General features: G+C 55.3%; 19 protein-coding genes and 1 tRNA gene. 4 read left to right on the top strand and 16 right to left on the bottom strand.

The annotated features are described in order from the left end of the window. Nucleotides 1–35: 35 nt before the first annotated feature. The 3 genes from sdhD to AD944_RS09085 all read right to left on the bottom strand — a co-directional run bounded on the left by sdhD (nt 36) and on the right by AD944_RS09085 (nt 2,088). Nucleotides 36–452, bottom strand: coding sequence for a succinate dehydrogenase, hydrophobic membrane anchor protein (sdhD, locus tag AD944_RS09095; protein ID WP_006557559.1), 417 nt, complete (start codon nt 450–452; stop codon nt 36–38). Between the two features lies 1 nt (nt 453). Beyond that, on the bottom strand, nt 454–927 hold the full coding sequence (gene sdhC, locus AD944_RS09090) for a succinate dehydrogenase, cytochrome b556 subunit (RefSeq protein WP_045541815.1): 474 nt from the start codon (nt 925–927) through the stop codon (nt 454–456). A 138-nt stretch (nt 928–1,065) separates the two neighbouring features. After that, entirely contained in the window at nt 1,066–2,088 is a 1,023-nt protein-coding gene (locus AD944_RS09085; protein WP_006557557.1) for an aspartate-semialdehyde dehydrogenase, read from the bottom strand. 162 nt (nt 2,089–2,250) lie between these two features. Between AD944_RS09085 and zwf the strand changes: the two genes are divergently transcribed. Further along, the gene (gene zwf / locus AD944_RS09080) at nt 2,251–3,798 is read left to right on the top strand and encodes a glucose-6-phosphate dehydrogenase (RefSeq protein ID WP_045541814.1); all 1,548 of its coding nucleotides are present in this window, start codon (nt 2,251–2,253) and stop codon (nt 3,796–3,798) included. A gap of 15 nt (nt 3,799–3,813) precedes the next feature. On the opposite strand, the gene AD944_RS09075 is transcribed toward zwf, so the two are convergent. Continuing rightward, nucleotides 3,814–5,286: a mannitol dehydrogenase family protein gene (locus AD944_RS09075; protein WP_045541813.1), complete on the bottom strand. Its 1,473-nt coding sequence runs from the start codon at nt 5,284–5,286 to the stop codon at nt 3,814–3,816. 607 nt (nt 5,287–5,893) lie between these two features. Between AD944_RS09075 and adhP the strand changes: the two genes are divergently transcribed. Both adhP and AD944_RS09060 read left to right on the top strand, forming a co-directional pair. Then, complete coding sequence (adhP, locus tag AD944_RS09065; protein ID WP_006557552.1) at nt 5,894–6,922, top strand: alcohol dehydrogenase AdhP; 1,029 nt, start codon at nt 5,894–5,896, stop codon at nt 6,920–6,922. 32 nt (nt 6,923–6,954) lie between these two features. After that, the gene (locus AD944_RS09060) at nt 6,955–8,346 is read left to right on the top strand and encodes an NAD-dependent succinate-semialdehyde dehydrogenase (protein WP_045541811.1); all 1,392 of its coding nucleotides are present in this window, start codon (nt 6,955–6,957) and stop codon (nt 8,344–8,346) included. A gap of 96 nt (nt 8,347–8,442) precedes the next feature. On the opposite strand, the gene AD944_RS09055 is transcribed toward AD944_RS09060, so the two are convergent. From AD944_RS09055 to xseA, 6 genes are all read right to left on the bottom strand, one after another. Beyond that, a complete protein-coding gene (locus tag AD944_RS09055) occupies nt 8,443–9,249 on the bottom strand; it encodes a creatininase family protein (protein WP_045541810.1) in 807 nt (268 codons plus the stop codon). A gap of 119 nt (nt 9,250–9,368) precedes the next feature. After that, nucleotides 9,369–11,249 (bottom strand): CocE/NonD family hydrolase, encoded by a 1,881-nt coding sequence (locus tag AD944_RS09050; protein ID WP_236709164.1) that lies wholly within the window; start codon nt 11,247–11,249, stop codon nt 9,369–9,371. Between the two features lie 367 nt (nt 11,250–11,616). Beyond that, nucleotides 11,617–12,792 carry a phosphoserine transaminase gene (locus tag AD944_RS09045; protein ID WP_045541809.1) on the bottom strand — a complete coding sequence of 392 codons (1,176 nt, stop codon included), beginning with the start codon at nt 12,790–12,792 and terminating at the stop codon, nt 11,617–11,619. A gap of 34 nt (nt 12,793–12,826) precedes the next feature. Beyond that, nucleotides 12,827–12,910, bottom strand: a tRNA-Leu gene (locus AD944_RS09040). A gap of 94 nt (nt 12,911–13,004) precedes the next feature. After that, the gene (locus tag AD944_RS09035) at nt 13,005–13,352 is read right to left on the bottom strand and encodes a hypothetical protein (protein WP_035378931.1); all 348 of its coding nucleotides are present in this window, start codon (nt 13,350–13,352) and stop codon (nt 13,005–13,007) included. Nucleotides 13,353–13,451: 99 nt separating this feature from the next. Further along, nucleotides 13,452–14,909 (bottom strand): exodeoxyribonuclease VII large subunit, encoded by a 1,458-nt coding sequence (gene xseA, locus AD944_RS09030; RefSeq protein WP_035378933.1) that lies wholly within the window; start codon nt 14,907–14,909, stop codon nt 13,452–13,454. Between the two features lie 48 nt (nt 14,910–14,957). On the opposite strand from xseA, the gene purD reads away from it, so the two are divergent. Then, complete coding sequence (purD, locus tag AD944_RS09025) at nt 14,958–16,241, top strand: phosphoribosylamine--glycine ligase (protein WP_179946469.1); 1,284 nt, start codon at nt 14,958–14,960, stop codon at nt 16,239–16,241. 372 nt (nt 16,242–16,613) lie between these two features. Here the strand turns inward: purD and AD944_RS09020 are convergent, their stop codons facing one another. The 6 genes from AD944_RS09020 to AD944_RS08995 form a co-directional block, all read right to left on the bottom strand. Further along, nucleotides 16,614–17,096, bottom strand: coding sequence for a GNAT family N-acetyltransferase (locus tag AD944_RS09020; RefSeq protein WP_045541808.1), 483 nt, complete (start codon nt 17,094–17,096; stop codon nt 16,614–16,616). After that, nucleotides 17,096–17,791 carry a tRNA (adenosine(37)-N6)-threonylcarbamoyltransferase complex dimerization subunit type 1 TsaB gene (gene tsaB, locus AD944_RS09015; protein ID WP_045541807.1) on the bottom strand — a complete coding sequence of 232 codons (696 nt, stop codon included), beginning with the start codon at nt 17,789–17,791 and terminating at the stop codon, nt 17,096–17,098. Before tsaB ends, AD944_RS09020 begins: the two co-directional genes overlap by 1 nt. Nucleotides 17,792–17,793: 2 nt before the next feature. Then, nucleotides 17,794–18,375 carry a malonic semialdehyde reductase gene (locus AD944_RS09010; protein ID WP_006557835.1) on the bottom strand — a complete coding sequence of 194 codons (582 nt, stop codon included), beginning with the start codon at nt 18,373–18,375 and terminating at the stop codon, nt 17,794–17,796. A 95-nt stretch (nt 18,376–18,470) separates the two neighbouring features. Beyond that, on the bottom strand, nt 18,471–19,034 hold the full coding sequence (locus tag AD944_RS09005) for a NifU family protein (protein ID WP_006557834.1): 564 nt from the start codon (nt 19,032–19,034) through the stop codon (nt 18,471–18,473). A 199-nt stretch (nt 19,035–19,233) separates the two neighbouring features. Further along, entirely contained in the window at nt 19,234–20,502 is a 1,269-nt protein-coding gene (locus tag AD944_RS09000; RefSeq protein ID WP_045541848.1) for a DUF2075 domain-containing protein, read from the bottom strand. A gap of 64 nt (nt 20,503–20,566) precedes the next feature. Further along, complete coding sequence (locus AD944_RS08995; RefSeq protein ID WP_082784191.1) at nt 20,567–22,453, bottom strand: M61 family metallopeptidase; 1,887 nt, start codon at nt 22,451–22,453, stop codon at nt 20,567–20,569. Nucleotides 22,454–22,475: the final 22 nt, after the last annotated feature.

The following is a 22,475-nucleotide window of genomic DNA, read 5'->3' as shown; positions in this document are numbered from 1 at the left end:
CTGTCAGGCAGGCGGCACAAGGCTCAGAGTTTTTTTCAGGATTTCTGGCTGTTGCCCGCCGCCACCAGCTTGATGACCGCAAACACGCCCAGAAGTCCGATCAGAGACGTTCCGATTTTCACCAGAATTCGCGTGGGCAGGTGCGCCTTGCCATGCACGTAATCATCCACAATCACCTGCAGGCCCATCTGGGCATGGTAGAATGTGGTGATGATCAGTGCGGTAAGCATTGTGGCGTTCACCGGCTTGCCGCCCCATTTCACCACTTCCGCGTGATCAGCCCCGCCAAGACGGAACATCTGAACAACAAACCACGTTGAAAGAGGAAGAAGAGCCGCTGCGGAAACACGCTCCGCCCACCAGTGCCCTACGCCTGATCCACCTGCGCCCAGCCCACGTGCACGGCCAAGCTGGGAGCGCATGACCTCGATATGAGAAACAGAAGCGTTCATGTCAGCCTGCCTTCCTTGCCTTGGCGCGGGAACGTGCCCGGCCACCCGCCACACCCAGAAGGGCACCGGCCAGAACCGTGCTCACCCCAGCGGTAACACCAACAGCAACCGGCCCATCCTTGTTGATTTCCGTCTTGTCATAGCGGTAACCGCTATCCCAGATCAGATGGCGGATGCCGCCCACCGTGTGGTACACAACAGAAGCCAGCCATCCTACCAGCAGAAGCTGGCCAACCGGATTACCTGTAACCTTGCGTGCCGTTTCAAAAGATTTCGGCCCCTTGGCGGCGGCGGCAAGCCAGAACACGCCCAAGGCCGCTCCCGCTGTTGCTGCAACACCGGTCAATCGGTTCGAAATGGAAAGAACCATGGAGAGCCGATAGCGGTAAATTTGCAGATGCGGCGACATAGGCCGCTGAATGAGTCTGCCGTCACTTCGGCTCCCTACGTAGAGGGCCTTCCGGATATCCTGCATTGTCAGCCTCGTATCCCGTCCGTCTATCCCTACACTGGCTTAGTGCCAGCGTTTCTGCATTGATTTCGTCCTACGCCCCACCCGCAGAGTGGTCAATTCAACCAGGCAACACGACACCGAGAGGCGGGGCCGCCTCACTCAGCCGTGTTTGGGAAGGAGGTCCAGAGCGATCATGGTTTCGGCAATCTGAACCGCGTTCAAAGCCGCACCTTTCCGCAGATTATCGGACACACACCAGAATGCGAGACCGTTGGGAACAGTGGGATCGACACGAAGGCGTGAAACGTAGGTTGCGTCTTCCCCAACGCATTCAATTGGAGTCACATACCCGCCGTCTTCACGCTCATCGCGCAGAATCACGCCATCTGCCTCACGCAGCACTTCACGCGCACGCTTGATGTCCACAGGTTCCTCAAATTCGGCCACCACCGCTTCAGAATGACCGATAAACACCGGAACCCGCACGCAGGTTGCAATCACGGAAATATCGGGATCAAGAATCTTCTTGGTTTCCACGGCCATTTTCCACTCTTCCTTGGTGGCGCCGTCATCCATGAAGCGGTCAATCTGCGGAATGCAGTTAAAGGCGATCTGTTTCTGGAACTGTTCGATCTTGGGCGGATCGTTCACAAAACTGCCCCGAGTCTGGGCAAACAGTTCATCCATACCGTCCTTGCCCGCGCCCGCAACGGCCTGATACGTGGCCACAACCACACGCTTGAGCGTAAACAGATCATGCAGGGGCTTGAGCGCCACCACCATCTGAATGGTTGAACAGTTCGGGTTGGCAATAATGTTGCGCTTCATGCGCTTCAGGGCATCCGGGTTCACTTCCGGCACCACCAACGGCACGTCCGGCTCCATACGGAAGTGGGAGGTGTTATCAATCACCACGCACCCTGCCTTGGCAGCAACCGGCGCATATTTGGCGGAAACAGCCCCACCTGGGGAGAACAGGGCAACGTCCCACCCCGTAAAGTCAAAGGTTTCAAGGTTCTGTACTTTCAGAACCTTATCGCCAAAGGAAACCTCACGCCCGGTAGAACGAGGAGATGCCAGGGCCACAATCTTGTCAACCGGGAACTCCCGCTCCGCCAGTGTCTTTAAGATTTCACGCCCAACCGCACCTGTGGCTCCGACAACTGCAACCCGATACCCCATAACGTTCCCTATCTTCTGTTCTTGTTGAATGCCTGACCGGGCGGCGAACCTAGACCAAACTGGACATAAATGGAATTGTTCCTCTCCCGGCAGGACCATAAAAAGCCCTGTTTTTCAAAAGGCGCCCCTTGTGGAGTCGCCCACGCATAAAGGAGAGCGGTCTTGGTTCAGCTTTCACCCACATGCATCCCGGCGGGGGCTCCTGTTGCCCCGGCCGCCACGCAACCGGCACCGGCTGGCACGCTGGTCATTCTCGGCGCGGGGGGGGATCTGACCCACAGGCTGCTGGTTCCGGCCCTGTATGACCTCACCTGTAACAAATTCCTGCCTGATGACTTCCGGATTATTGGCGTCAGTGCGGAAGACCTGACGTCCGCCTCATGGAAAGCCTCCCTACGCGCCAAGATGGAGACGTTCACTCAGGACAGCCATGCCGAATTCTATACACCCAAAATAGATGAAACCGCCTGGTCCTGGCTTACCGAGCGCATGACCTATCAGACACTGGATTTTACGTCAGTTGACGCTGTTAGCACCCTTGCTCGGGATATTGGCGATCGGAATGCTGTTTTCTATCTGGCCACGCCACCGCGTTTTTTTGAGCCTGCGGCAGAAACGCTCGCCAAGGCCGGTCTTTTAAAGGAAACAGACAATCGGTTCCGCAGACTGGTTATCGAAAAACCGTTTGGAACGGATCTCCAGTCCGCTCAGGCGCTGAACGCGCACCTGCTCTCCTTCCTTCAGGAATCACAGATCTACCGGGTTGATCATTTTCTGGGGAAAGAAACCGTTCAGAATCTGCTTGCACTCCGCTTCAGCAACCTTCTGTTCGATCCGCTCTGGCGGTGCGAGTATATTGATCATATCCAGATTACCGCCGCAGAAATACTGGGGGTAGAAGGCCGCGGCGTGTTCTATGACGCCACAGGGGCCCTGCGGGATATGGTGCCCAACCATCTGTTCCAGATTCTGGCGCTGGTGGCCATGGAACCCCCAACATCGCTTGAACCTGAAGCCATTCGAAACGCCAAGCAGCAGGTTTTTGAGGCTATCCGGCCCATTTCTCCCGAAAATGCCGTGAGAGGCCAATATGAAGCTGGCTTGATAAAGGGGCGCATCCTTCCCGCGTATCGGGACAGCAAGGGCGTTTCCCCCGACAGCCGCACCGAGACCTATACTGCGCTGAAGATCGAAATTGACAGTAAGCGATGGAAAGGGGTGCCGTTTTACCTGCGCACGGGCAAAGCGCTGGACTCCAGCGTGACGGAAATTGTGGTGCAGTTCAAACAGACAGCTCATCCGCTTTTTCATACGGCGGAGGGCGCAGCCCAGACTCCTAACCGCTTTGTCTATAATATTCGTCCGGAAAAAGGAGCGGATCTGCACTTCAATACCAAGCAGCCAGGCCCGGAAACCATAGTGAAGGAAGTTGTTTCCCAGTTCCGGTATGAACAAGCCTTCGGCAGCATACCCAATGTCGGGTATGAAACCTTGCTGTATGACTGTCTGCAAGGCAACGCCACCCTGTTTCAGCGTGCCGATAATATAGAAGCAGCCTGGCGGGCAGTGGACCCGGTTCTGAAGGCGTGGGCCAAAGACCCTACACCGCCCGAACCTTACAAGGCGGGCACGGACGGCCCAGCCTCAGCATCCGCCCTGCTGGCACGGGATGGCCGCTGCTGGGCGCCGTTCTCTCAATTAAAAGAATAGGGCCAAAAGAAACCCTCAGGCCAGAACGCCGGTTTCGAGGGTTTTCCGAACACCCTGTGCTTTAAGGGCCTGCCGCATTTCTACAAACTGCGTGACAAACGCATCTGATTTTTCCAGATCCCAGCCAGAGAAAACACTCATCTCCAATGCCTTGGCTGGATCAGCATCAAATGCCAGCTTTTTATCCTCCTCTGTCAGGTGCGGTTCCAGCACATCATACGCAGCACCCTTTTCATCCCGCCCTGCCAGATAGGCGCAAAAGCAGGCCAGCAAAAAGGCTATCCGGCGCGCGTCACGCCCCTGCGCAACAACACCTGACGCGGTAGGCCTTATAAAAACCGGAAGCTTGGAGGCGCTATCAGACGCAATGCGCACAAGCTGGTCACTTATGGCCTTGTTGCGGAAACGGGAGAGCAGCAGCGCCCCGTATTCCTGTAACGCCATACCGGGAGGAGCCTGCAAAAGAGGCTCCGCATCAAACCCCAGAAACTGTTGCAGCAGAGCGTAAAGACTGACGTCCTGCATGGCATCACTCACAACCCGGTATCCCATCAACACACCGGGCAACGCCATCATGGAATGGGTGGCGTTGAGCATACGCAGTTTCACCTGCTCATAGGGCGCAACATCCTGTGTAAACAGAACGCCCACTTTCTCCCAGTCAGGGCGGCCTGAGGGAAACGTATCTTCCACCACCCACTGAATAAAATCTTCACAATAAACCGGAGCGCGATCTTCTATGCCGCTTGCGGCATCCAGACGCTGAATATCAGCTTCCCGCACAGCGGGCGTGATACGATCAACCATGCAGGAAGGAAACGCCACGTTCTGGCTGATCCAGCCAGCCAGATCTTTATCCCGCTGTTCGGCCCAGCCCACCAGAGCCTTGCGCGCCACATGCCCGTTATGAGGCACATTATCGCACGACAATACGGTAAACGGCACAATGCCAGCTTCGCGCCGTAACCGCAGGGCTTCCGCCATGACACCAAAAGCAGAGTGGGGAACCTGCCGTGCCAGATCCTCCACCATATCGGGATGGCTGGGCATGAACTGTCTAGCTTCATCCATATAATAGCCGCCTTCCGTAATGGTCATGGTGACCACCCGGATAGCCGGATCAGCCAGACGACGGATGGCCGCAGCCCGATCCGCCGGGGCGTGAACATACTCCACCAGGGACTTGATCACCCGCACCACATCCGGTTTATCCGCCGGGCATTCCGTAAGAGTGTAAAGACCGTCCTGCGCCTGCAATGCCGCAGCCTTCGCTGCTTCTGCGGGTGTATCCAGCAGACCGACACCAACAATTCCCCAGCCGCCCTGTTCGGGCAGAGCGAGAACACGATCAACATACACAGCCTGATGAGCGCGATGAAAATTGCCGACGCTCAAATGCACAATGCCCGGCCGCACCGCGCTGCGGTCATAATCTGACATCACGACCGTTGCGGGCAGATTACCCAGGGTCTTTACACTCAGTTCCATCAAGCTGTCCTCTGCTCTTCCTGCCGGTTCATGGCAACCATGAAATCTTTGTTTCAGGGGCAGGAAATCTCTTTTCAAAACAAGGCTTTCTATAAGTCATGTCTGCCCTAGAAAGGAAACGTGGCTTTTTTTGACACAGGTCAATTCAGCTTTTTGCATGGACCGGCGTAATTCAGAAAGAGATAGAGTTGAATAGGAGCCATGGTCTCCAAAACAGCGTGAAAAACACCAGAAGCCGCAGAAGCATCTGTATCGCTCAGAGTGAATGACTGCGCAGAAACGCCGCCGGGATAAGAGGTGTGTGGTGGTTTTTTCTGAGGCTGAAAAACCAGTTGGAAGCCTGACGTTAAAGCATCCACCCGACCACAGAGAACCTTCACGCGCCAGAAGCCCGGAACCGACCACGCCAACTGACTTTCCACACCGTTCCTGGCAGTTGGCGGGCCAACACGATCTTTCAACCACAAGGGCTGTAGAATTCATGCTTTTCAATCTCTTAGCCCGAAAGCCCCCTCTTGTTCTTCCAGCCAAAAACCGGCAGGGAGGGCCTCTGCCTGCCCCGCAGGTGGCCTGTAAGAATAAGATAAAGAATGAAAGTTAAGGAACCATGTCAGGAAAAATGAAAGCCGCTGTTGTTCATGAATTCGGCAAACCGCTGACTATTGAAGAACTGGACATTCCCGACATCCGGCCAGACCAGATTCTGGTAAAAATGACGGCCTGCGGTGTTTGCCATACAGACCTGCATGCCGCGAGCGGCGACTGGCCCAAAAAACCTACCGTTCCCTTTATTCCGGGCCATGAAGGTGTAGGCGTCGTTACCAAGGTTGGCAGCAACGTAACCTGGGTGAAGGAGGGGGATGAAGTTGGCGTGCCGTGGCTTTACTCCGCCTGCGGCCATTGCGAACATTGTCTGGGCGGATGGGAAACCCTGTGCGCCAAACAGCAGGAAACCGGCTATTCCGTAAACGGCTGCTTTGCCGAATATGTGGTGGCAGACCCCAACTATGTTGCCCGCCTACCCAAGGGGATAGACCCCGTGAAAGTCGCGCCGGTGCTGTGCGCTGGGCTGACGGTGTATAAAGGTCTGAAAATGACAGACACCAAAGCTGGCAACTGGGTTGCCATTTCTGGTGTGGGCGGCCTGGGCCAGATGGCCGTGCAATATGGCGTGGCCATGGGCCTGAATGTGATTGCGGTTGATATTGATGATCAAAAACTGGCTACCGCCCGGAAACTTGGTGCAGCTCTGACCGTTAATGCCAGGACGACAGATCCCGCCGCCTTCATCCAGAAAGAGGTTGGGGGTGTGCATGGCGGCCTGATTACCGCTGTTTCCACAAAAGCCTTTTCACAGGCAATGGGTTATGTGCGGGCAGGGGGCACGCTGGTTCTGAACGGACTGCCGCCGGGAGATTTCCCAATTTCGATCTTCGATATGGTGATGAAAGGCACCACCATTCGCGGATCCATTGTGGGGACCCGGCTTGATATGATTGAAGCTCTCTCCTTCTTTGCAGAGGGCAAAGTGACTTCCGTGACCCAGACCGACAGGCTGGAGAACATAAACAATATTTTCACACGCCTTGAGGAGGGAAAGGTCGAAGGCCGTATCGTGATCGACTTTCGCGCCTGATCTCCGTCAAGGGGAACCGAAAGGCTCTGGAAATGGCTTACAAGACTGTTAATCCATACACCAATGAGACGATCGCTACCTTTCCTGATCTGAAAGACGGAGAACTTCAAACCCTTCTGGATCAGGCGGAGACCACTTACAAAATCTGGGCTCAGACCTCCTTTGCAGACCGGGCCAAAATTATTGCCCGGGCTGCGTCCCTGCTGCGTGAGCAGAAGGAGGATTATGCAAAACTCCTCACGCTTGAAATGGGAAAACTCAAGCGTGAGGCCGAAGCAGAAGTGGACCTTTCTGCCGATATTCTTGATTACTACGCCCAGAATTCAGAAAAATTCCTAGCTCCGCAAAAAGTGCCCGGCGGTGCAGAACGCGGTGATGACGCCATGGTGGTCAGCCAGCCCTTAGGCATTATTCTGGCCATTGAACCGTGGAACTTTCCTTACTATCAGCTTGCCCGCGTAGCGGGGCCGCATCTGATGGCCGGGAATGTTGTGGTGGTCAAACACGCCTCCATTGTTCCTCAGGCAGCGGCCGCATTTGAAAAACTGTTCCATGATGCTGGTGCTCCGGCAGGGCTTTACACTAACCTGTTTGCCACACGCGAGCAGCTTGAAACCCTGATTGATGACCCACGCGTGCAGGGCATTGCCCTGACGGGTAGTGAAGGTGCGGGGGCCAAAGTTGCGGCGCAGGCCGGCAAGAACCTGAAAAAAACCACCATGGAGCTTGGCGGCAGCGATGCCTTTATTGTGCTGGAAGATGCTGACCTTGAAAAATCGGTCAAGTGGGCGGTGTGGGGCCGTATGAATAATGGCGGCCAATGCTGTGTGGCTGCAAAACGCATTATTGTAGTTGATAAGATTGCCGATACGTTCTTCAAACGCTTTAGCGAAGAACTGGCCAAGCTTTCTCCTGGTGATCCGTCTGATGATGCCACAGGCGTGCCTCCCATGTCCTCCCAGAGTGCGGCGGACCAGTTGAACGAGCAGGTGGAAGACGCTGTTAAACACGGTGCGACTGCCCACAGGGTTGGCCCTGCTCCGCCAAACAAGGGCGCGTTTGTTCAGACCACCATCCTGACAGACATCACAAAAGATAATCCTGCATTTTATCAGGAATTTTTTGGTCCCGTTGCCCTGTTCTTCCGGGTGAAGGATGAAGACGAAGCCATTGCCCTAGCAAATGACAACCCATACGGATTGGGTGGTTCTGTCTTCACGCAAAATACGGAACGCGGGGTGGATGTTGCTAAACGCATCAGCACTGGCATGGTATATGTCAATCACCCCACATGGACCCGACCGGACCTGCCGTTTGGGGGTATAAAACGCTCAGGCTATGGGCGGGAACTGGCCATGATGGGCATTGAAGAATTTGTAAACAAAAAGCTGATCAACGTCGTGCCAATTGATGCACCCGCCTGATTGGCTGTAACAGGTTATCAACACAAAGGCGGCAGGTTATCTGCCGCCTTTTGACATTCTTCAAATATTGAAAATATCTTTCTTGAAATCTTTTTTTCAGGAGGCTCTCTTAATGACATGCTCCACAAGCTGTACACCGTATTCTACCAATTTTGCGGTCAACCTTTCACCATCTTCAGCCGAGCACAAATGAGGATTCCCTTTCCCGACACCCTGCGTTGCTGTGCTATCCCCTTCCAGGGGAATGGAAACCGGAACCCCGTTTAGATCAACCATTCCAAAATCAACAACTTTTAAACCCCACGCTGTTTTTCCTGAATCCGGCGTAATCAGGCGTTCCAGTTTGATGCACTCTGGCAGCAGATGCATACCGATACTGGTCAAAGGGTTCGCGCCATGGCTACCAGACAAGGCCGCTTTTTCCTTACCCATGATATGCGGCATTATTGTTGCAGCCACACGCCAGAGGTAAAAGCTGGGAATAATCACGCCACTTTTCCTCATAATGCTATGCGTCACATCATGGATCATGGTGCAATTTCCGCCATGCCCGTTCAGAATAACAAGACGCGTCAAGCCATGGCGCAGCAGACTTTCAAGCATATCTGACAGGACAGCCTGAAGTGTGGTTTGAGAAAGAGCAATACCACCAGGCATATATCCAAAAAAATCTGCACCACCAAAGGGGAGAACCGGAGCAACATAAGTTTCATGCCCTGCCTGTGTCGCTTCCAGGGCAATACGTTCGGCTACCGCGTCCGCCAGAAGATAGTCGCCCATGGGCATATGCGGGCCCTGATCTTCAAAACTGCCAAGCGGCAAAAGAATAACAGGGTTACGGACAACGGCCTCCCGCATTTCTGCCGCTGTCATCCGGTCCATATGAGCTGTCGCTTTGGTCATTTTCTCGTCTCCGTGCAAAACCGTCTCTCAGATACAACACAAGGCGCACCAGAGCCTGATGCGCCTTGTTCCCGAAAAACTGGTTCTTGAAAATCACATGATTTTATTTAGAACTCTTTTTACGGGTTCTGATCAACCTTCACAACGGGCAGCAGAATGGCCGTTGAGGCATTTCCTCCATGATGGATACTCTGAGTAGCAACCGTATAATCCTCGGCTTTGGCGTCAAAAATGTTTGGCACAAACTTCTGAGGGTTACGGTCATACAACGGGAACCAGGAAGACTGGATCTGCACCATAATACGGTGGCCCTTGGCAAACACATGGTTCACTGCTGGCAACGTAAAATGATAATGCTGCGTGGTATTGGGCTGTATGGCTTCCGGTTTTTCAAAACTGGCACGATACCGGCCACGGAAAATGTCCATCGAAACAGGCAGTTCATACCCACCCATTTTAGGATTATCCGGCGTAGCGGCTGGTTGAACATCTATCAACTTGACCACCCAATCTGAATCCGTGCCCGTTGTTGCCGCAAAAAGATCCGCTACCGGCACACCACTGACACGCACAGGCGCATCAAGTTCTTCTGTTTCATAAGTCAGCACATCAGGGCGGGATTCCGCTTCCCGCTGATCCTGCACCAGCCAGCTTTTCCAGCGCGGCCCCATGGAAAATGCAAATGGCCGAGCCAGAAAGGGAACAGGGTGTGCGGGGTCAGAGACATAGCTGTCTGCGTCATCCTTGTCCGGATGCGTAAAGCTCAGGCTATGCCCACTGGCCAGAAAAAGAGGGGTCAGTTTATTTGTGCATTCAGTTTCACAAACTGACGGCCAGGAACGATAATAATCCCATTTCTGGTCACCCGTATTGTAAATGATGGCATCGGGCAAATGCACGGATGCGCTGCCCGGCTTAAGATATTCATCAAAGAACGGACGGAACACATCTTTCCGATACTGGTGCGCGGTATCCCCCTCAAAAGACAGTGGGCCGAGTTCTGAACCATTGTAATTGACGCCACTATGCCGCCACGGCCCCATGACCAGCGTATTGGGGGCTTTGACATCTGCATCCTTCAAGGCCTGCCATGTGTGAATGGCCCCCCACATATCTTCCTGATCCCACAGCCCTTGCTCCCACAACATGGGCACAGTGGGTTTTTTCTGGGCTAGAAGTTTATCCAGCGCCTGCCCCTGCCAGAAGGCATCATAAGCCGGGTGGGCATGCATCCGTTGCCAGAACGGATACTGGTCCAGCCCCGCCTGTGTCGCAAAGTTTCCGGCAGAGCCTGCTTTCAGAAAATTGGTATAATCGTCAGCATCTTTACGCGGAATGGAATCCCCGCTTCCTCTGACGGTCATCTGCGAGGTGAAATAATCAAACGTGCCTTGCCGGAAAGCACCGTAATGGAACCAGTCATCCCCCATCCAGCCGTCCACCATCGGGCTTTCAGGTGCCGCGACTTTCAGCGCGGGATGCGGGTCCAGCAACGCCATAACAACCGTAAACCCTTCGTAGGATGATCCGGTCATCCCCACACGGCCATTACTTTCCGAAACGTTATGCACCAGCCAGTCTATGGTGTCCCACGCATCCGTGGTTTCATCCGTTTTTGTGGGGTTCAGCGGGCCACGGGGCGGGCGGGTCATTACATAATCGCCCTCCGAGCCATATTTCCCGCGAATATCCTGAAACACGCGGATGTAGCCGCCTTCTACAAAGACATCATCCCCTTGCGGCAGCAGTTCCCGCATGGTCAGTGCATCTGGCGTACGGTTTGCCCGCTCTTTGGCGTTATAAGGCGTACGGGTCAGCAGAATGGGGGCATTTCGCACATTCTTGGGAATAACAATAACCGTATAAAGCTTCACGCCATCTCGCATTGGCACCATGGCAACACGCTTGATGTAATCGCGCTGCTGTTCGGCAACAGGGAAGGCAACCTTTGCTGGAATATCCGTGCCTGTCTGCACCGTAAGCGGATCAGATGGCGGCATGGAAGCTGGCGCCGGTGCTGCAAACGCTGTGCCGGAGAGAAGCCCGGCCAGAAGGCCCGATGCCACAAGACGTCCGCACCACGATGTGCGCTGTTCAGTTTTTCCAGATTTCAGGGGCAAGGAACACGATACCATGAGTCTGCACTTTGTTTTTGGGTCTATGCTTTTTCAAGCTGGTTCCCGAACGATGCGTCGATTTTCTTCGCACGTCCACCCTGTTTCAGGGGCAAAACCAAAAACGCATATGTGTTCCGGCTTACAGAGCCTCTAGGATGCCATCCATTATCAGAGTTCTGCGGTATGCCATAAAAAAACCGGCCACAATGACCGGTTTTTCAAGAGTGTATGTCTTTCTCTCAGGCGTTTTTCAGGCCGGAGACACCTCTGCAAATGCCCAGTCAAGCCAGGGCAGGAGAGCGCGCACATCACTGGCTTCCACCGTTGCGCCACCCCAGATCCGTAAGCCGGGCGGTGCATCGCGATAGCTGGCAATGTCAAACGCCACGCCTTCTTTTTCCAGCACTGCGGTCATTTTCTTGACCACCTTCATCTGCTCGGCCCGTTCCAGCGCCAGAAACCACGGGGCCACAATGCGCAGACAGATGGAGGTTGAAGAACGCTCGGCCGGATTTTCTGCCAGAAAGGAAACCCAGTCCGTTCTGGCTTCCCATGCTGCCACTTCCGCCAGATTGGCCCGGCTGCGCGCTTTCAGTCCTTCAAGCCCGCCAACAGAAGCTGCCCATTTCAGGCTATCCAGCGCATCTTCCACACACAGCATGGACGGTGTGTTGATGGTATCTCCCTTGAAGATCCCTTCAATCAGCGCGCCCTTGGCCATAAGGCGGAAAATCTTGGGCAGAGGCCGTGATGTCTGAAACTGCTCCAGCCGTTCCACAGCACGGGGTGAGAGGGCGAGCATCCCATGGGCTGCCTCACCGCCAAGCGCTTTTTGCCAGGACCACGTCACCACATCCAGCCTGTCCCACGGCAAATCCATGGCGAAGGCGGCAGATGTGGCATCACAGATCACAAGCCCGTCATGTTCCGCCGGAATCACATCAGGAGACGGCAGGCAGACACCTGACGTTGTGCCGTTCCAGGCCAGAACAACATCATGCGCCCAATTGACGTCAGACAGCGCAGGCAGCGCGCCATAATCCGCCTTGATTACACGCGCATTCTCCAGCTTCAACTGGGAGACAATATCCTGCGCCCAAAGGGAAGAGAAACTCTCAAATGCCAGGACATCAACCGGACGCGGCCCCAGCAGAGACCACAGCGCCATTTCTACAGCGCCCGTATCAGAAGCAGGAACAATACCGATCCGCCAGCCTTCTGGTACGCCCAGTATGGTGCGGGAGCGTTCTATCACATCCCCCAGCCGCGCACGGCCTTCTGCCGAGCGATGAGAACGGCCTGTCAGCGCGCCAGAAAGAGCAGATACGCTCCACCCCGGCCGCTTTGCACATGGCCCGGAGGAAAAGCACGGATTAGCGGGGCGCGTAGCCGGACGAGAGGAAACTACGGAATCTAAAACGGTCATCGCCCTGTCCGGTCTTGGGAAGTGAGACAAGCTCTGGTGCGAGAGAGGGGACTCGAACCCCTATGCCTTGCGGCGGTCGATTTTGAGCCGACTACGTCTACCGTTCCGTCACTCTCGCGGCTGGGTCTTTCCTATCAGCAAAACGCTGCGTCGAAAAGTCTGCTTCACGCAATTAAAGCGCTCACAGCGCAGCCCGAACTCCTACGGCTGCATCAGCGGCAGACGCGGGGTGTGCCATCTGCGGCAATATAAGTGCCGGTTTGTGGATTGAAGCACGCATTCTGCACGCAACTGTTTCCGGACCCGAGCGGCTGCGGGTAATTCTGCGTTGCCGCGGCAATGGCCTCCCGCGCAGCCACGCCACACAAGGGCGTATTGGCCGGGGCGGAGGGATCATTCGTCAGTTTGCTTTCATCCGGGTGGGGGGCATCTGACACCATACCCGGCGCAAAACTCTGTGACGGTATGCGGGAAGCAGTATGCTGCGGCTGGGCCGCACACCCTGCCAGCAAAGCCAGAACCAGACAGCCCGTGGCACGGGTCATAAAACGGATGGACATGCGCTCTTCCCTTACACTCAGGTCGGGCCTTGCAGCCCCGTTTCTCTTTGTGCCGTGATACTCTTAAACCGCCTCAAACTCCAAGGCCCGCACGTGGCCTTACAGGTCAAGAAGCCCCTGTGCGCGTTCACCGCCTTTCCTGCGGCCAATCACGGCATCCTGGCTTCCATCCCCAAAAGTAAGCGTCACCTGCTCGCCTGTTTTCAGGGCCCGAGCCGATGTAACGGGCTGCCCCTCCGCCGTAACCAGCGCATAGCCTCGCGCAAGAACCGCCTTGGGAGAGACTGCTTCCAACTGCCCGCCTGAGCCTGCCAGCGCCACCCGCCGCTCCCGCACCAGTGCGGCAAGCGGAGCAGGAGAAAGCCGCACCCGGCCCAGCCGCGCTTCCTTACCCTGCAGACCGTGCCGCAACCCATTGAGAAGACCATTTCCCAACAGGGCCAATTGGGTCCGCCGGGCAGACAGCAATGTCTCTACCGAAGGCATATGTCGCTCAATCGCTACAAGCGCGGCCCGCTGTTTCTGCACAAACCCCGGCAACGCGACATCCAGCCTGCGCCCCCGATCATCAAGCTGCATGCGGGCTGTTTGCAGCAGGGCTGGGAGATCGGGCAGCGCTGCCGCCGCACGGTCCAACCGCAACCGCGCCGTCTGCATTTGCCGAGAAAGAGCCCCCAACGCACGCGCGCCACGGTGTTCAAGGTCTGCCAGTAGTTCGGTACGAACGGGCACAGCCATTTCGGCAGCGGCGGTGGGGGTTGGGGCCCGCCGGTCCGCCGCAAAATCAATCAGGGTGGTGTCCGTCTCATGCCCCACGGCGGAGATAAGTGGAATGGTGCAGGCCGCTGCCGCGCGCACCACGCCTTCATCATTGAAGGCCATCAGGTCTTCCAGCGAGCCACCACCACGCGCCACAATCAACACATCCGGGCGCGGCACCGGACCTGTACCATCCAACTGAGAAAAACCGTTTATGGCGGCTGTCACCTGCGCAGCGGCACCTTCACCCTGCACAGCCACCGGCCACACCAGCAACTGGCGCGGAAAACGGCGCGCCAATGTGGTCCGGATATCATGCAGCACCGCGCCCTGCGCGGAGGTCACAACTCCGATCACCTGCGGCAGAAGCGGAAAACGGCGTTTGCGCTCAGCATCAAACAGCCCTTCTTCCGCCAGTTTCAGGCGCAGGCGTTCAATACGGGCCAGCAACGCGCCTTCACCCGCATATTCCATGCGTTCCACAACAAGCTGGTAGCTTGAGCGTTCGCCATAGGCGGAAATCTTGCCGGTTGCGATAATTTCCAGCCCGTTTTCCGGCACCAGCCCAAGGCGGGAGACAGACCCTCGCCAGACCACACCCGCAATCTTGCCGCGTTCATCCTTGAGAGAGAAATAGACATGGCCGGAAGGATAACGTTTGAACTCCGTTATCTCCCCACGCACCCGCACGCGGCCGAATGTGCCCTCAAGCGTGCGCCTGATGGCCCCCGAAATTTCTGAAACGGTATATTCCGGCACATTCCCTGCGGGTGCGCCTGCTGCAAAGCCTTCGTCCATAAGCGCAATCTATGCTACAGACGCTCGCCCTGAAAGAGCAGACCTTACATGCGGGAGAAAACAATGCGGGTATTACTGGTTGGATCAGGCGGACGGGAACATGCACTGGCCGCAACACTTGCCCGCTCACCGCACCTGACAGCCCTGTTCATTGCGCCCGGCAACCCCGGCACAGCCAAACATGGCGTGAATGTTGCCATTGGGGCAGAAAACGTGCCGGCACTGATCACCTTTGCCAAGGAGCAGGCCATTGACCTGATTGTGCCCGGCCCGGAAGCACCGCTTGTGGCGGGTCTGGCAGATGCCTGCGCCAAGGCCGAAATCGCCTGCGCCGGTCCCAACCGCGCCGCCGCCCGGCTGGAAGGCAGCAAAAGCTTCACCAAGGAAATCTGCTACGCTGCGGGTATTCCCACCGCGCAGGGCGAACGCTTTACCAGCGTGGATGCCGCACTGACCTACATACAGGAACGCGGTGCGCCCATCGTTGTCAAAGCGGATGGTCTGGCAGCAGGCAAGGGTGTTGTTGTGGCCCAGACACTTGCCGAAGCGGAAGACGCCGTGCGCGACATGATGACACAGGGCAGCATGGGCGATGCCGGACGCAGCGTGGTGATTGAAGACTGCCTGGTGGGAGAAGAAGTCTCGCTGTTCGCGTTCTGCTCGGGAGAAACAGCAACACTGATTGGCGCGGCGCAGGACCATAAGCGTATTGGCGATGGAGATACCGGCCCCAATACGGGCGGCATGGGGGCCGTTTCCCCTCCGCGTGGGTTTGACCGGGCGGCGCAGGAACAGGCGCTGGATATCATGGTTCGCCCCATGCTGAAGGAAATGGCACGCCGTGGCACCCCCTTCCGGGGTGTGATTTTTGCCGGGCTGATGCTAACAGATGCAGGCCCGCAACTGATTGAATATAACGTGCGTTTTGGAGACCCCGAAGCTCAGGCCCTGTTGCTCCGCCTGACCTCCGATCTTCTGCCTGCCCTGAAAGCTCTGGCCGATGGCCAGCTTGATGCCACGCCCATCACTTTTTCCGATCAGGCGTCCATCAGCGTTGTAATGGCAGCGCAAGGCTATCCCGGCAAAGCCCTTACCGGGGCCGTTATCTCCGGCATCGCGGATGCCAATGCCCTGAAAGATGTAACGGTTTTTCAGGCTGGCACAGCAAAAAATGCAGCAGGAGAACTGGTTGTTGCCGGTGGACGCGTTTTGTCAATCTGTGCTGTCGGCAACACGGTACAGGAAGCACGAGACAAAGCCTATGCAGGAGTCAAAGCCATTTCATGGGACGGCGCACAATGGCGCACAGATATTGGCGCTCGCGCACTCTGACCCCTTTTGACCGGCGCACAAAAGTTGCGCCGGGTTTTACAAAACTGACCCAGTTGCTCCCAGACCGGGACAACTGGTGTCTGCATGAGGCTGAATCCGTCTTCTGATTAGAGGTCATACTTGAGCCGATTTACCGCCAAGCGGGCATGAACAACGGTTCAGAAGAGACAACAGACCAATAACGATGACAGAATGCGCCTTCCTCTTTGTTGAAAAGAGAAGAGGCCGCACACACAAAAGAAGTCCTGATCATCATGACACCGACCACGATGCCGTCGTAACCATACGATCTAAAGAGTCCCCCCCGGCGCAGGCTTCATTGCATTCGCATCAAAACACGATTTCGATCTGCCCGGAATCTACCCCGGTGCTTCAGTCATCTAGGCGTTTAGACAGCACCAGCGCATCCGATCCGTCAGGATAATAAGACCGGCGCAGCCCTGCTTTTGCAAAACCCGCACTTTCATACAATGTTTTTGCGCCTGCATTCAGAACCGAGACTTCCAGAAACATCTGCTCAACCTGATCTGTCTGCGCTGTCAGCAAAGCCCACGCCAGCAAGGCCTGTGCAACGCCCTGCCGCCGGAAGAAAGGCACCACGCACAGGGTCAGAATTTCAGCTTCTCCCGCAACAGACCGGATCATGATGAAGCCAGCAGGTGTGCCATCCTTCACCCCGACTGCCGCAGCCACGCCGGACGAAGACAGCAGGCTCTGCATGGCATCTTCATCCCACTGATCAGCCGGAGGAAAACTGGCAGCATGCAGGGCCGCCAAAAGCCCGCCATGGGGTGCTGAAACCAGCAGGATCTCCAAAGAGGTTCCGTTGGCCGCGCTCGCGCCGACGCCGGGCATCAGACCGGAGCCGAGCGTAAACCCGCAGCAGGCAATTTAGCCTCCGGAGGGTCCACATAGAGGGGTAACGCCTCCCGAGGGCCGAGTTCCCCTTTCTGACGAGCCAACGCGGCAGCGGCAATCTGCTCTGCTGTGGGAGTTGTACTCTCGGACAGCACCGTGCCTGCTGGCATAGGGAGGGACGTCGCTGCATCACCAGCCACCAGCCAGCGGCCTTCAGGCGGTTGCCAGTCCACCAACGCCACGGCCTGCACGCCTGCCACAGTTTCCACAAACACGCGGCCTTTACGCGCAGCCGTTACCAGCAGCCAGCCTTGCAGGCCTTCAGCCTTCTTTACTTCCGTATCAAGAACAGACCGGAGGGCTTCGCCCCGCGTAACGCCGACAACGGGCACACCAAGCCCCAACGCATATCCCGCCGCTGTGGCACAGGAAGCCCGCAACCCTGTAAAGGACCCAGGACCAACCACGACCGCTACCAGTTGTGGCTGCAAGGGTGCTCCTGCCTGCCAGCCTGCCTGTGCAAGAGCCTGCCCAGCCAGCAGCCCGATACCTTCCGCCGCCTGTTTGCCTGCCGCTTTCTGGTGGGCAATCAGCGCATACGCGCCCTCACTCCCTACCGAGACACACGTTGCCAGACCGCATGCAGCATCGCCTGCCGCACTGCCATCCAGAACCAGAATACGTGAAATCATGCTCACAGCAGACGACAGGCTTCTTCAAACGCCAGACGCGGCGCGCGGGGTGGCAGATTTTCCGTGTCCCCATACCCAAGACACAACAGGAAGTTAGCGCGCCATCCGGTATCCGCCAGAAAGGCGTCCTCGACCAAAGAGGCATCAAAACCGGAAACCGGCAGTACATCCAGCCCCAGTGCACGAGCCGCCATAATCATGTAGCCACCTTGCAAGGTGCCATTCCGGAAGGCTGTTTCTTCCGCCAGACCCACATCCGCAGCAAACCAGGAGCGCAGTTCCTCACTGGGGCAAAGGCGGGGAAGTTGATCAAAAAACAGGGGATCGTGCGCCACAATGGTAATAACGGGCGCACCCATGACGCGATTGACATTCCCTGAGGAAAGCGCGGGCCGCAGCTTTTCCCGTCCGTCAGACCCGGTAATGAACACAAAGCGGGCCGGGCTACAGTTGCCGGATGTTGGCCCCAGACTCACCAGATCATAAAGGCGGCGCAGAACATCCGTCTCGACCGGCCGGGCCATCCACCGCCGAGGCGTACGCGCCTTTTGGAAAAGAATATCCAGCCCGCTTTCATCCAGCATCTCTGTTCCGTCTCCACATCCCTACCGATGCAGGGGTTTCAGTTTCTGCTCTCTTTTAGGTCAGAGGCGTGCAGACGGAAAGATGGAAGCGCTTTTCAGCCCTCCACCTGCTCTACGCCGACAACTTCCGGCACATAATGGCGCAGCATGTTTTCCACGCCGTGCTTCAATGTTGCACGGGAAGACGGACACCCGGAACAGGCCCCCTGCATGGTCAGACGCACCACGCCATCCCGGTATCCACGGAAGACAATATCACCACCATCTCCCGCCACAGCCGGGCGCACGCGCGTATCAAGCAGTTCCTTGATCTGTTCGACAATTTCCTTGTCTTCCGGGGCAATGGGTTCTTCCGTAATGCCCACGCCTTCCGCCACAACAGGGAAACCAGCTACAAAATGGTCCACCAGTGCTGCCAGCACCTTGGCACGCACATCAGACCAGTCCTCACTATCGGCCTTGGTGATGGACACAAAATCATTGCCCAGAAACACACGGGAGACGCCGGGGATAGCGAACAATGCATCCGCCAGAGGAGAGCGCCCGGCCACAGAGTCGGCATCAATGAAATCAATGGTGCCTGCATCGCCCATCACGGGGCGACCTGGAAGAAATTTGAGCGTAGCGGGATTAGGAGTGTCTTCAGTTTCAATAAACATGGGAAGGGGTCCTGATTTCTCTGCTGAGTCCGTTTCTTCTCATCAGTTGGCACCAGAATGGGGACAGGACAAGTCCTGTATAAAAGAAAAAACCGTGTTCTGGCGTACCGTGTCACACTGCGGGGCCCTCACATGCCCCAAAAGCACCAGAAGAGGCTTCGCTAAAGAGTGGACGCAGCCATGCATCCTCTCCAAAGCCTCACCCCTCAGGCACCGGACTTTTTGTAGCACGGGAGGAAGCGTAGTCCCGTTCGGCCTGAATTTCCATCAGTTTGCGCCGCAGTGCGGGGTCATGCGCATAAATATATAGCCCATGCACGGCACGCGTCATAAGCACATTCATGGCATTAAGCATGATCCGTTCCTTCACGCTCTCCGGATCAGCCAGACCGTCCCGCCCCGCAAAAGCGGCCCCATCTTCATACTTGCTGGTGTCAATACGGATGCCATCTGTGGCGGCATCATACAGAACGGACGGACCCAGAATGAGACCGACATAATTCAGATCAAACCCCTGAACCGTATAAACCGACCCCACTTCATCTATCGTGTCGGGCCGTTCAGCCCAGGGAAGTTTTTCATCCGGTTTGGAACGATCCCATCGAAGATAAAACCGACCTTCCTGAATAAAGTGATCCTGCCCATCCAGCCGGTAGGGGTAATCATATGTTGCGAGCATACGAGAAAGCCCATACTCCACGTTCCTGCTGCACAGAAAATCGTACAGACTCTGGGCATCATCAAAAAACCTGAAATCGAAAGTCTGTTTCGCAGGCATAGGCTGAATGATTTTATGGCAGAAGGCGCTTATCCAGTCCTGAACGTCCGCATGTGCCTGCACCCGGAACTGCTGCGTCAGGTGGTAAGTCTGCACAGGGTAAGAACCAACCAGTTTTTGCAGTAGCTCACGGTTCCAACAACTTTTAAATTTCAGAACCTGTTTTTCATCAAAAACAATAACCGTAATACGGGAAAGCTGGATAAGTTCTTCCAGATGGTTATCCTGCTCAAAATGATTGTATTTATCACTCCGGGTCAACAGCAGATGAGCTTCATCAATAAACAGGATATCCGCGGTCTTTCCTGCCTTCCGCATTCTATTGATAAAGGTTGTTGGCCGCTCAAAATCTTTTTTCTTCAAATATGAAAACTGTTCAGATATATTCTTATAAAGTTTCATCATTTCAGGATGATTGACAACAAGATAATTCTGCATTCCGTAAAAGGGGCTATTTTTTTCCTTCTGCCGCGACAGGCATTGTATTTCATTAAAAATAGAATTCAGAACAATGCTTTTTCCTGTTCCGGCATCTCCCTCTATTAAAAACACAACATGCTCATCTTGCCGATGCGCGAGGCAGAAGGCTCGAATGGCCTGTTTCAGGTCATTCTGCTGGGGAGAGAGCACCTTGGTAGGGGAGAGCTTATCGATCGCCTCATTTTTCACGCTGTGAAATCCCTGTTCCATGGTGTGCTCTCCTTCAATGTCTGAAGGGATACTGATATAACACATACCACTATCCCTTATTTTTTTATTCCTTATGGTCTGTTACGGATATTTTTCCACTCAAAGGGGAAAGAATAGCCCCAAGACCATCCATTTTTCCCTCCAGATGCGGATAGCGCAACCCACCATGATAGGTGATGGAAACGGTATGGAAGCTATCCCCATCCCGCAACAGCAGAGTAATGGGTGCGGCACTCTTGGCCTTGGCGGCTGTGATCGCGTCCTTCAGATCATCCGCATCATAGGCCTCACCATTCACGGCAACAAGTTCCTGATCCCGGGTTATCCCGGCTTGCCAGGCAGGACTGCCCCACAGAACCTCTGAGATGACTCCTTTCTTACCGACAGCAAAGCCCAGAGAGAATAGAAAATCCGTTACATGACGTAGTGTGGAATAAGATTCGATATAGTCCGACGGCTTTTCCGTAAATGTCAGACGTGCGCCCGTGCGGGAAAAACCATTGAGCGGCGCATGATCACGAATATCCTGCACGCGCTGGTGCAGGAATGTTGCCCAGTCATACGGTTGAACGGCATTGAGGGCTTTCACCACATCATCAAACTGATAGGTGCTGGTGACGAAACTTCCGTTATTAGTTGCAAAAAAAGTATCCGCAAAATCATTCAAAGATTTTTTATTGTCAGACAACTTGCGAATGAGCGTATCTGCATCCAACCAGATCAACTGCCCTTCAGAATAATAATCTTCACTGCGTGACCAGCTTCTCCAGGATTGCGGGGCACGCTGGGCAATAACCGGATCATTGGTGGTATCAATCAGCGGGCGCCACATGCGGCCCTGTCTGCCATCATACACGGCGGCAACCTCGGCCAGAGCATCCTCCACTTGTGGGGCCGTCATCAATCCGGCGCGCGCTGCCAGCACATATCCCCAATACTGGGTTTGCCCTTCATAAACCCAAAGTCCGCTTCCCCGCTGAGGGGTATTGAAATTGGCGGCCCATAAATCTGCCGGGCGGCGATATTTGCCGTTCCAGGAATGAGTAAATTCATGAGCCAGCAGATCACGCGCGGCAAATGTTTTATCCCACTTGGTAAAATACCCTCTGGGGCCACTATTTTCACTGGATTGATGATGCTCCAACCCAATACCACCCAACTTGTCTGTCAGCGCCAGAAGGAAATCATAATGGTCATAATGATGCGAGCCAAACAGCAGATTGGCCTGATGCACCAATTCCCTGTGCGCCTTGATCTGATCATCCGTTGCTGCCAGATCCTCCGGACGATCTGCCATGACATTTAATGTCACCGGCACTTTATCATCCTGTGTCAGATCAAATTTCTTGAAATATTTACCTGAAAAAATAGGAGAATCGACAAGAGTATTAAAGGAAACTGATTTGAACGTAACAGTATGTCCGCTTTGGGCACCATCCGATCGTAGCGCCGTGCCATAAGACCAGCCAGCCGGAAACACCACTTGCGGTTTGAACTGGATCTGGCGCGTGAAGTAACCTGCCGGGTATAGAGAGACCGCAGACCATTGCACATTCACCATAGCGTCCGTCATCACCACGCGGCCCTCCTTGGGAGAAACCGGCGTCAACAACTGATAGGAGACATCAAGCTGGTGCGTGCCCTTGGGAACCTGAACATGAAATGCGCTAACGGTTACCGTATCGCGCACCCACGGAATCTGCCTCCCTCCAGCACTTATTTTCAACCCTGCAAGCTGGTCTAGCGTACCTGTGGGAGAATGGTCTCCGGGCAACCACATCGGATAAAGCAATATAAAATCACCACCTTTTTCCGACACATCAGGAGGGAGAGGTATGGTTTCCTGCATGGTCAGAATATGACGTTGCAGGTCCGTTGCATTCACATTCAGGGTAATTGTGCCACCATAAGACACATCCCGTGCTGTCGGCAGGGCTGGAGGGAGGCAGATTCCGTGGGTGCGCGATACGGTA

This window comes from Acetobacter tropicalis (assembly GCF_001580915.1).
GTDB classification, from domain to species: Bacteria; Pseudomonadota; Alphaproteobacteria; order Acetobacterales; family Acetobacteraceae; genus Acetobacter; species Acetobacter tropicalis.
Note: the sequence above shows the minus strand (reverse complement) of the source record. Positions and strands in the feature narration are given on the sequence as shown.

Coding starts and splice junctions, on each gene's coding strand:
- adhP (WP_006557552.1), top strand. CDS start 5,894: ATGTCAGGAAAAATGAAAGCCGCTGTTGTTCATGAATTCGGCAAACCG.
- AD944_RS09085 (WP_006557557.1), bottom strand. CDS start 2,088: ATGGGGTATCGGGTTGCAGTTGTCGGAGCCACAGGTGCGGTTGGGCGT.
- xseA (WP_035378933.1), bottom strand. CDS start 14,909: ATGGACGAAGGCTTTGCAGCAGGCGCACCCGCAGGGAATGTGCCGGAA.
- sdhC (WP_045541815.1), bottom strand. CDS start 927: ATGCAGGATATCCGGAAGGCCCTCTACGTAGGGAGCCGAAGTGACGGC.
- AD944_RS09060 (WP_045541811.1), top strand. CDS start 6,955: ATGGCTTACAAGACTGTTAATCCATACACCAATGAGACGATCGCTACC.
- AD944_RS09020 (WP_045541808.1), bottom strand. CDS start 17,096: ATGCCCGGCGTCGGCGCGAGCGCGGCCAACGGAACCTCTTTGGAGATC.
- AD944_RS09050 (WP_236709164.1), bottom strand. CDS start 11,249: ATGCCGCCATCTGATCCGCTTACGGTGCAGACAGGCACGGATATTCCA.
- tsaB (WP_045541807.1), bottom strand. CDS start 17,791: ATGATTTCACGTATTCTGGTTCTGGATGGCAGTGCGGCAGGCGATGCT.
- AD944_RS09000 (WP_045541848.1), bottom strand. CDS start 20,502: ATGGAACAGGGATTTCACAGCGTGAAAAATGAGGCGATCGATAAGCTC.
- AD944_RS09010 (WP_006557835.1), bottom strand. CDS start 18,375: ATGCTGGATGAAAGCGGGCTGGATATTCTTTTCCAAAAGGCGCGTACG.
- AD944_RS09055 (WP_045541810.1), bottom strand. CDS start 9,249: ATGACCAAAGCGACAGCTCATATGGACCGGATGACAGCGGCAGAAATG.
- AD944_RS09075 (WP_045541813.1), bottom strand. CDS start 5,286: ATGGAACTGAGTGTAAAGACCCTGGGTAATCTGCCCGCAACGGTCGTG.
- AD944_RS09045 (WP_045541809.1), bottom strand. CDS start 12,792: ATGACCGTTTTAGATTCCGTAGTTTCCTCTCGTCCGGCTACGCGCCCC.
- sdhD (WP_006557559.1), bottom strand. CDS start 452: ATGAACGCTTCTGTTTCTCATATCGAGGTCATGCGCTCCCAGCTTGGC.
- AD944_RS09035 (WP_035378931.1), bottom strand. CDS start 13,352: ATGTCCATCCGTTTTATGACCCGTGCCACGGGCTGTCTGGTTCTGGCT.
- purD (WP_179946469.1), top strand. CDS start 14,958: ATGCGGGAGAAAACAATGCGGGTATTACTGGTTGGATCAGGCGGACGG.
- AD944_RS09005 (WP_006557834.1), bottom strand. CDS start 19,034: ATGTTTATTGAAACTGAAGACACTCCTAATCCCGCTACGCTCAAATTT.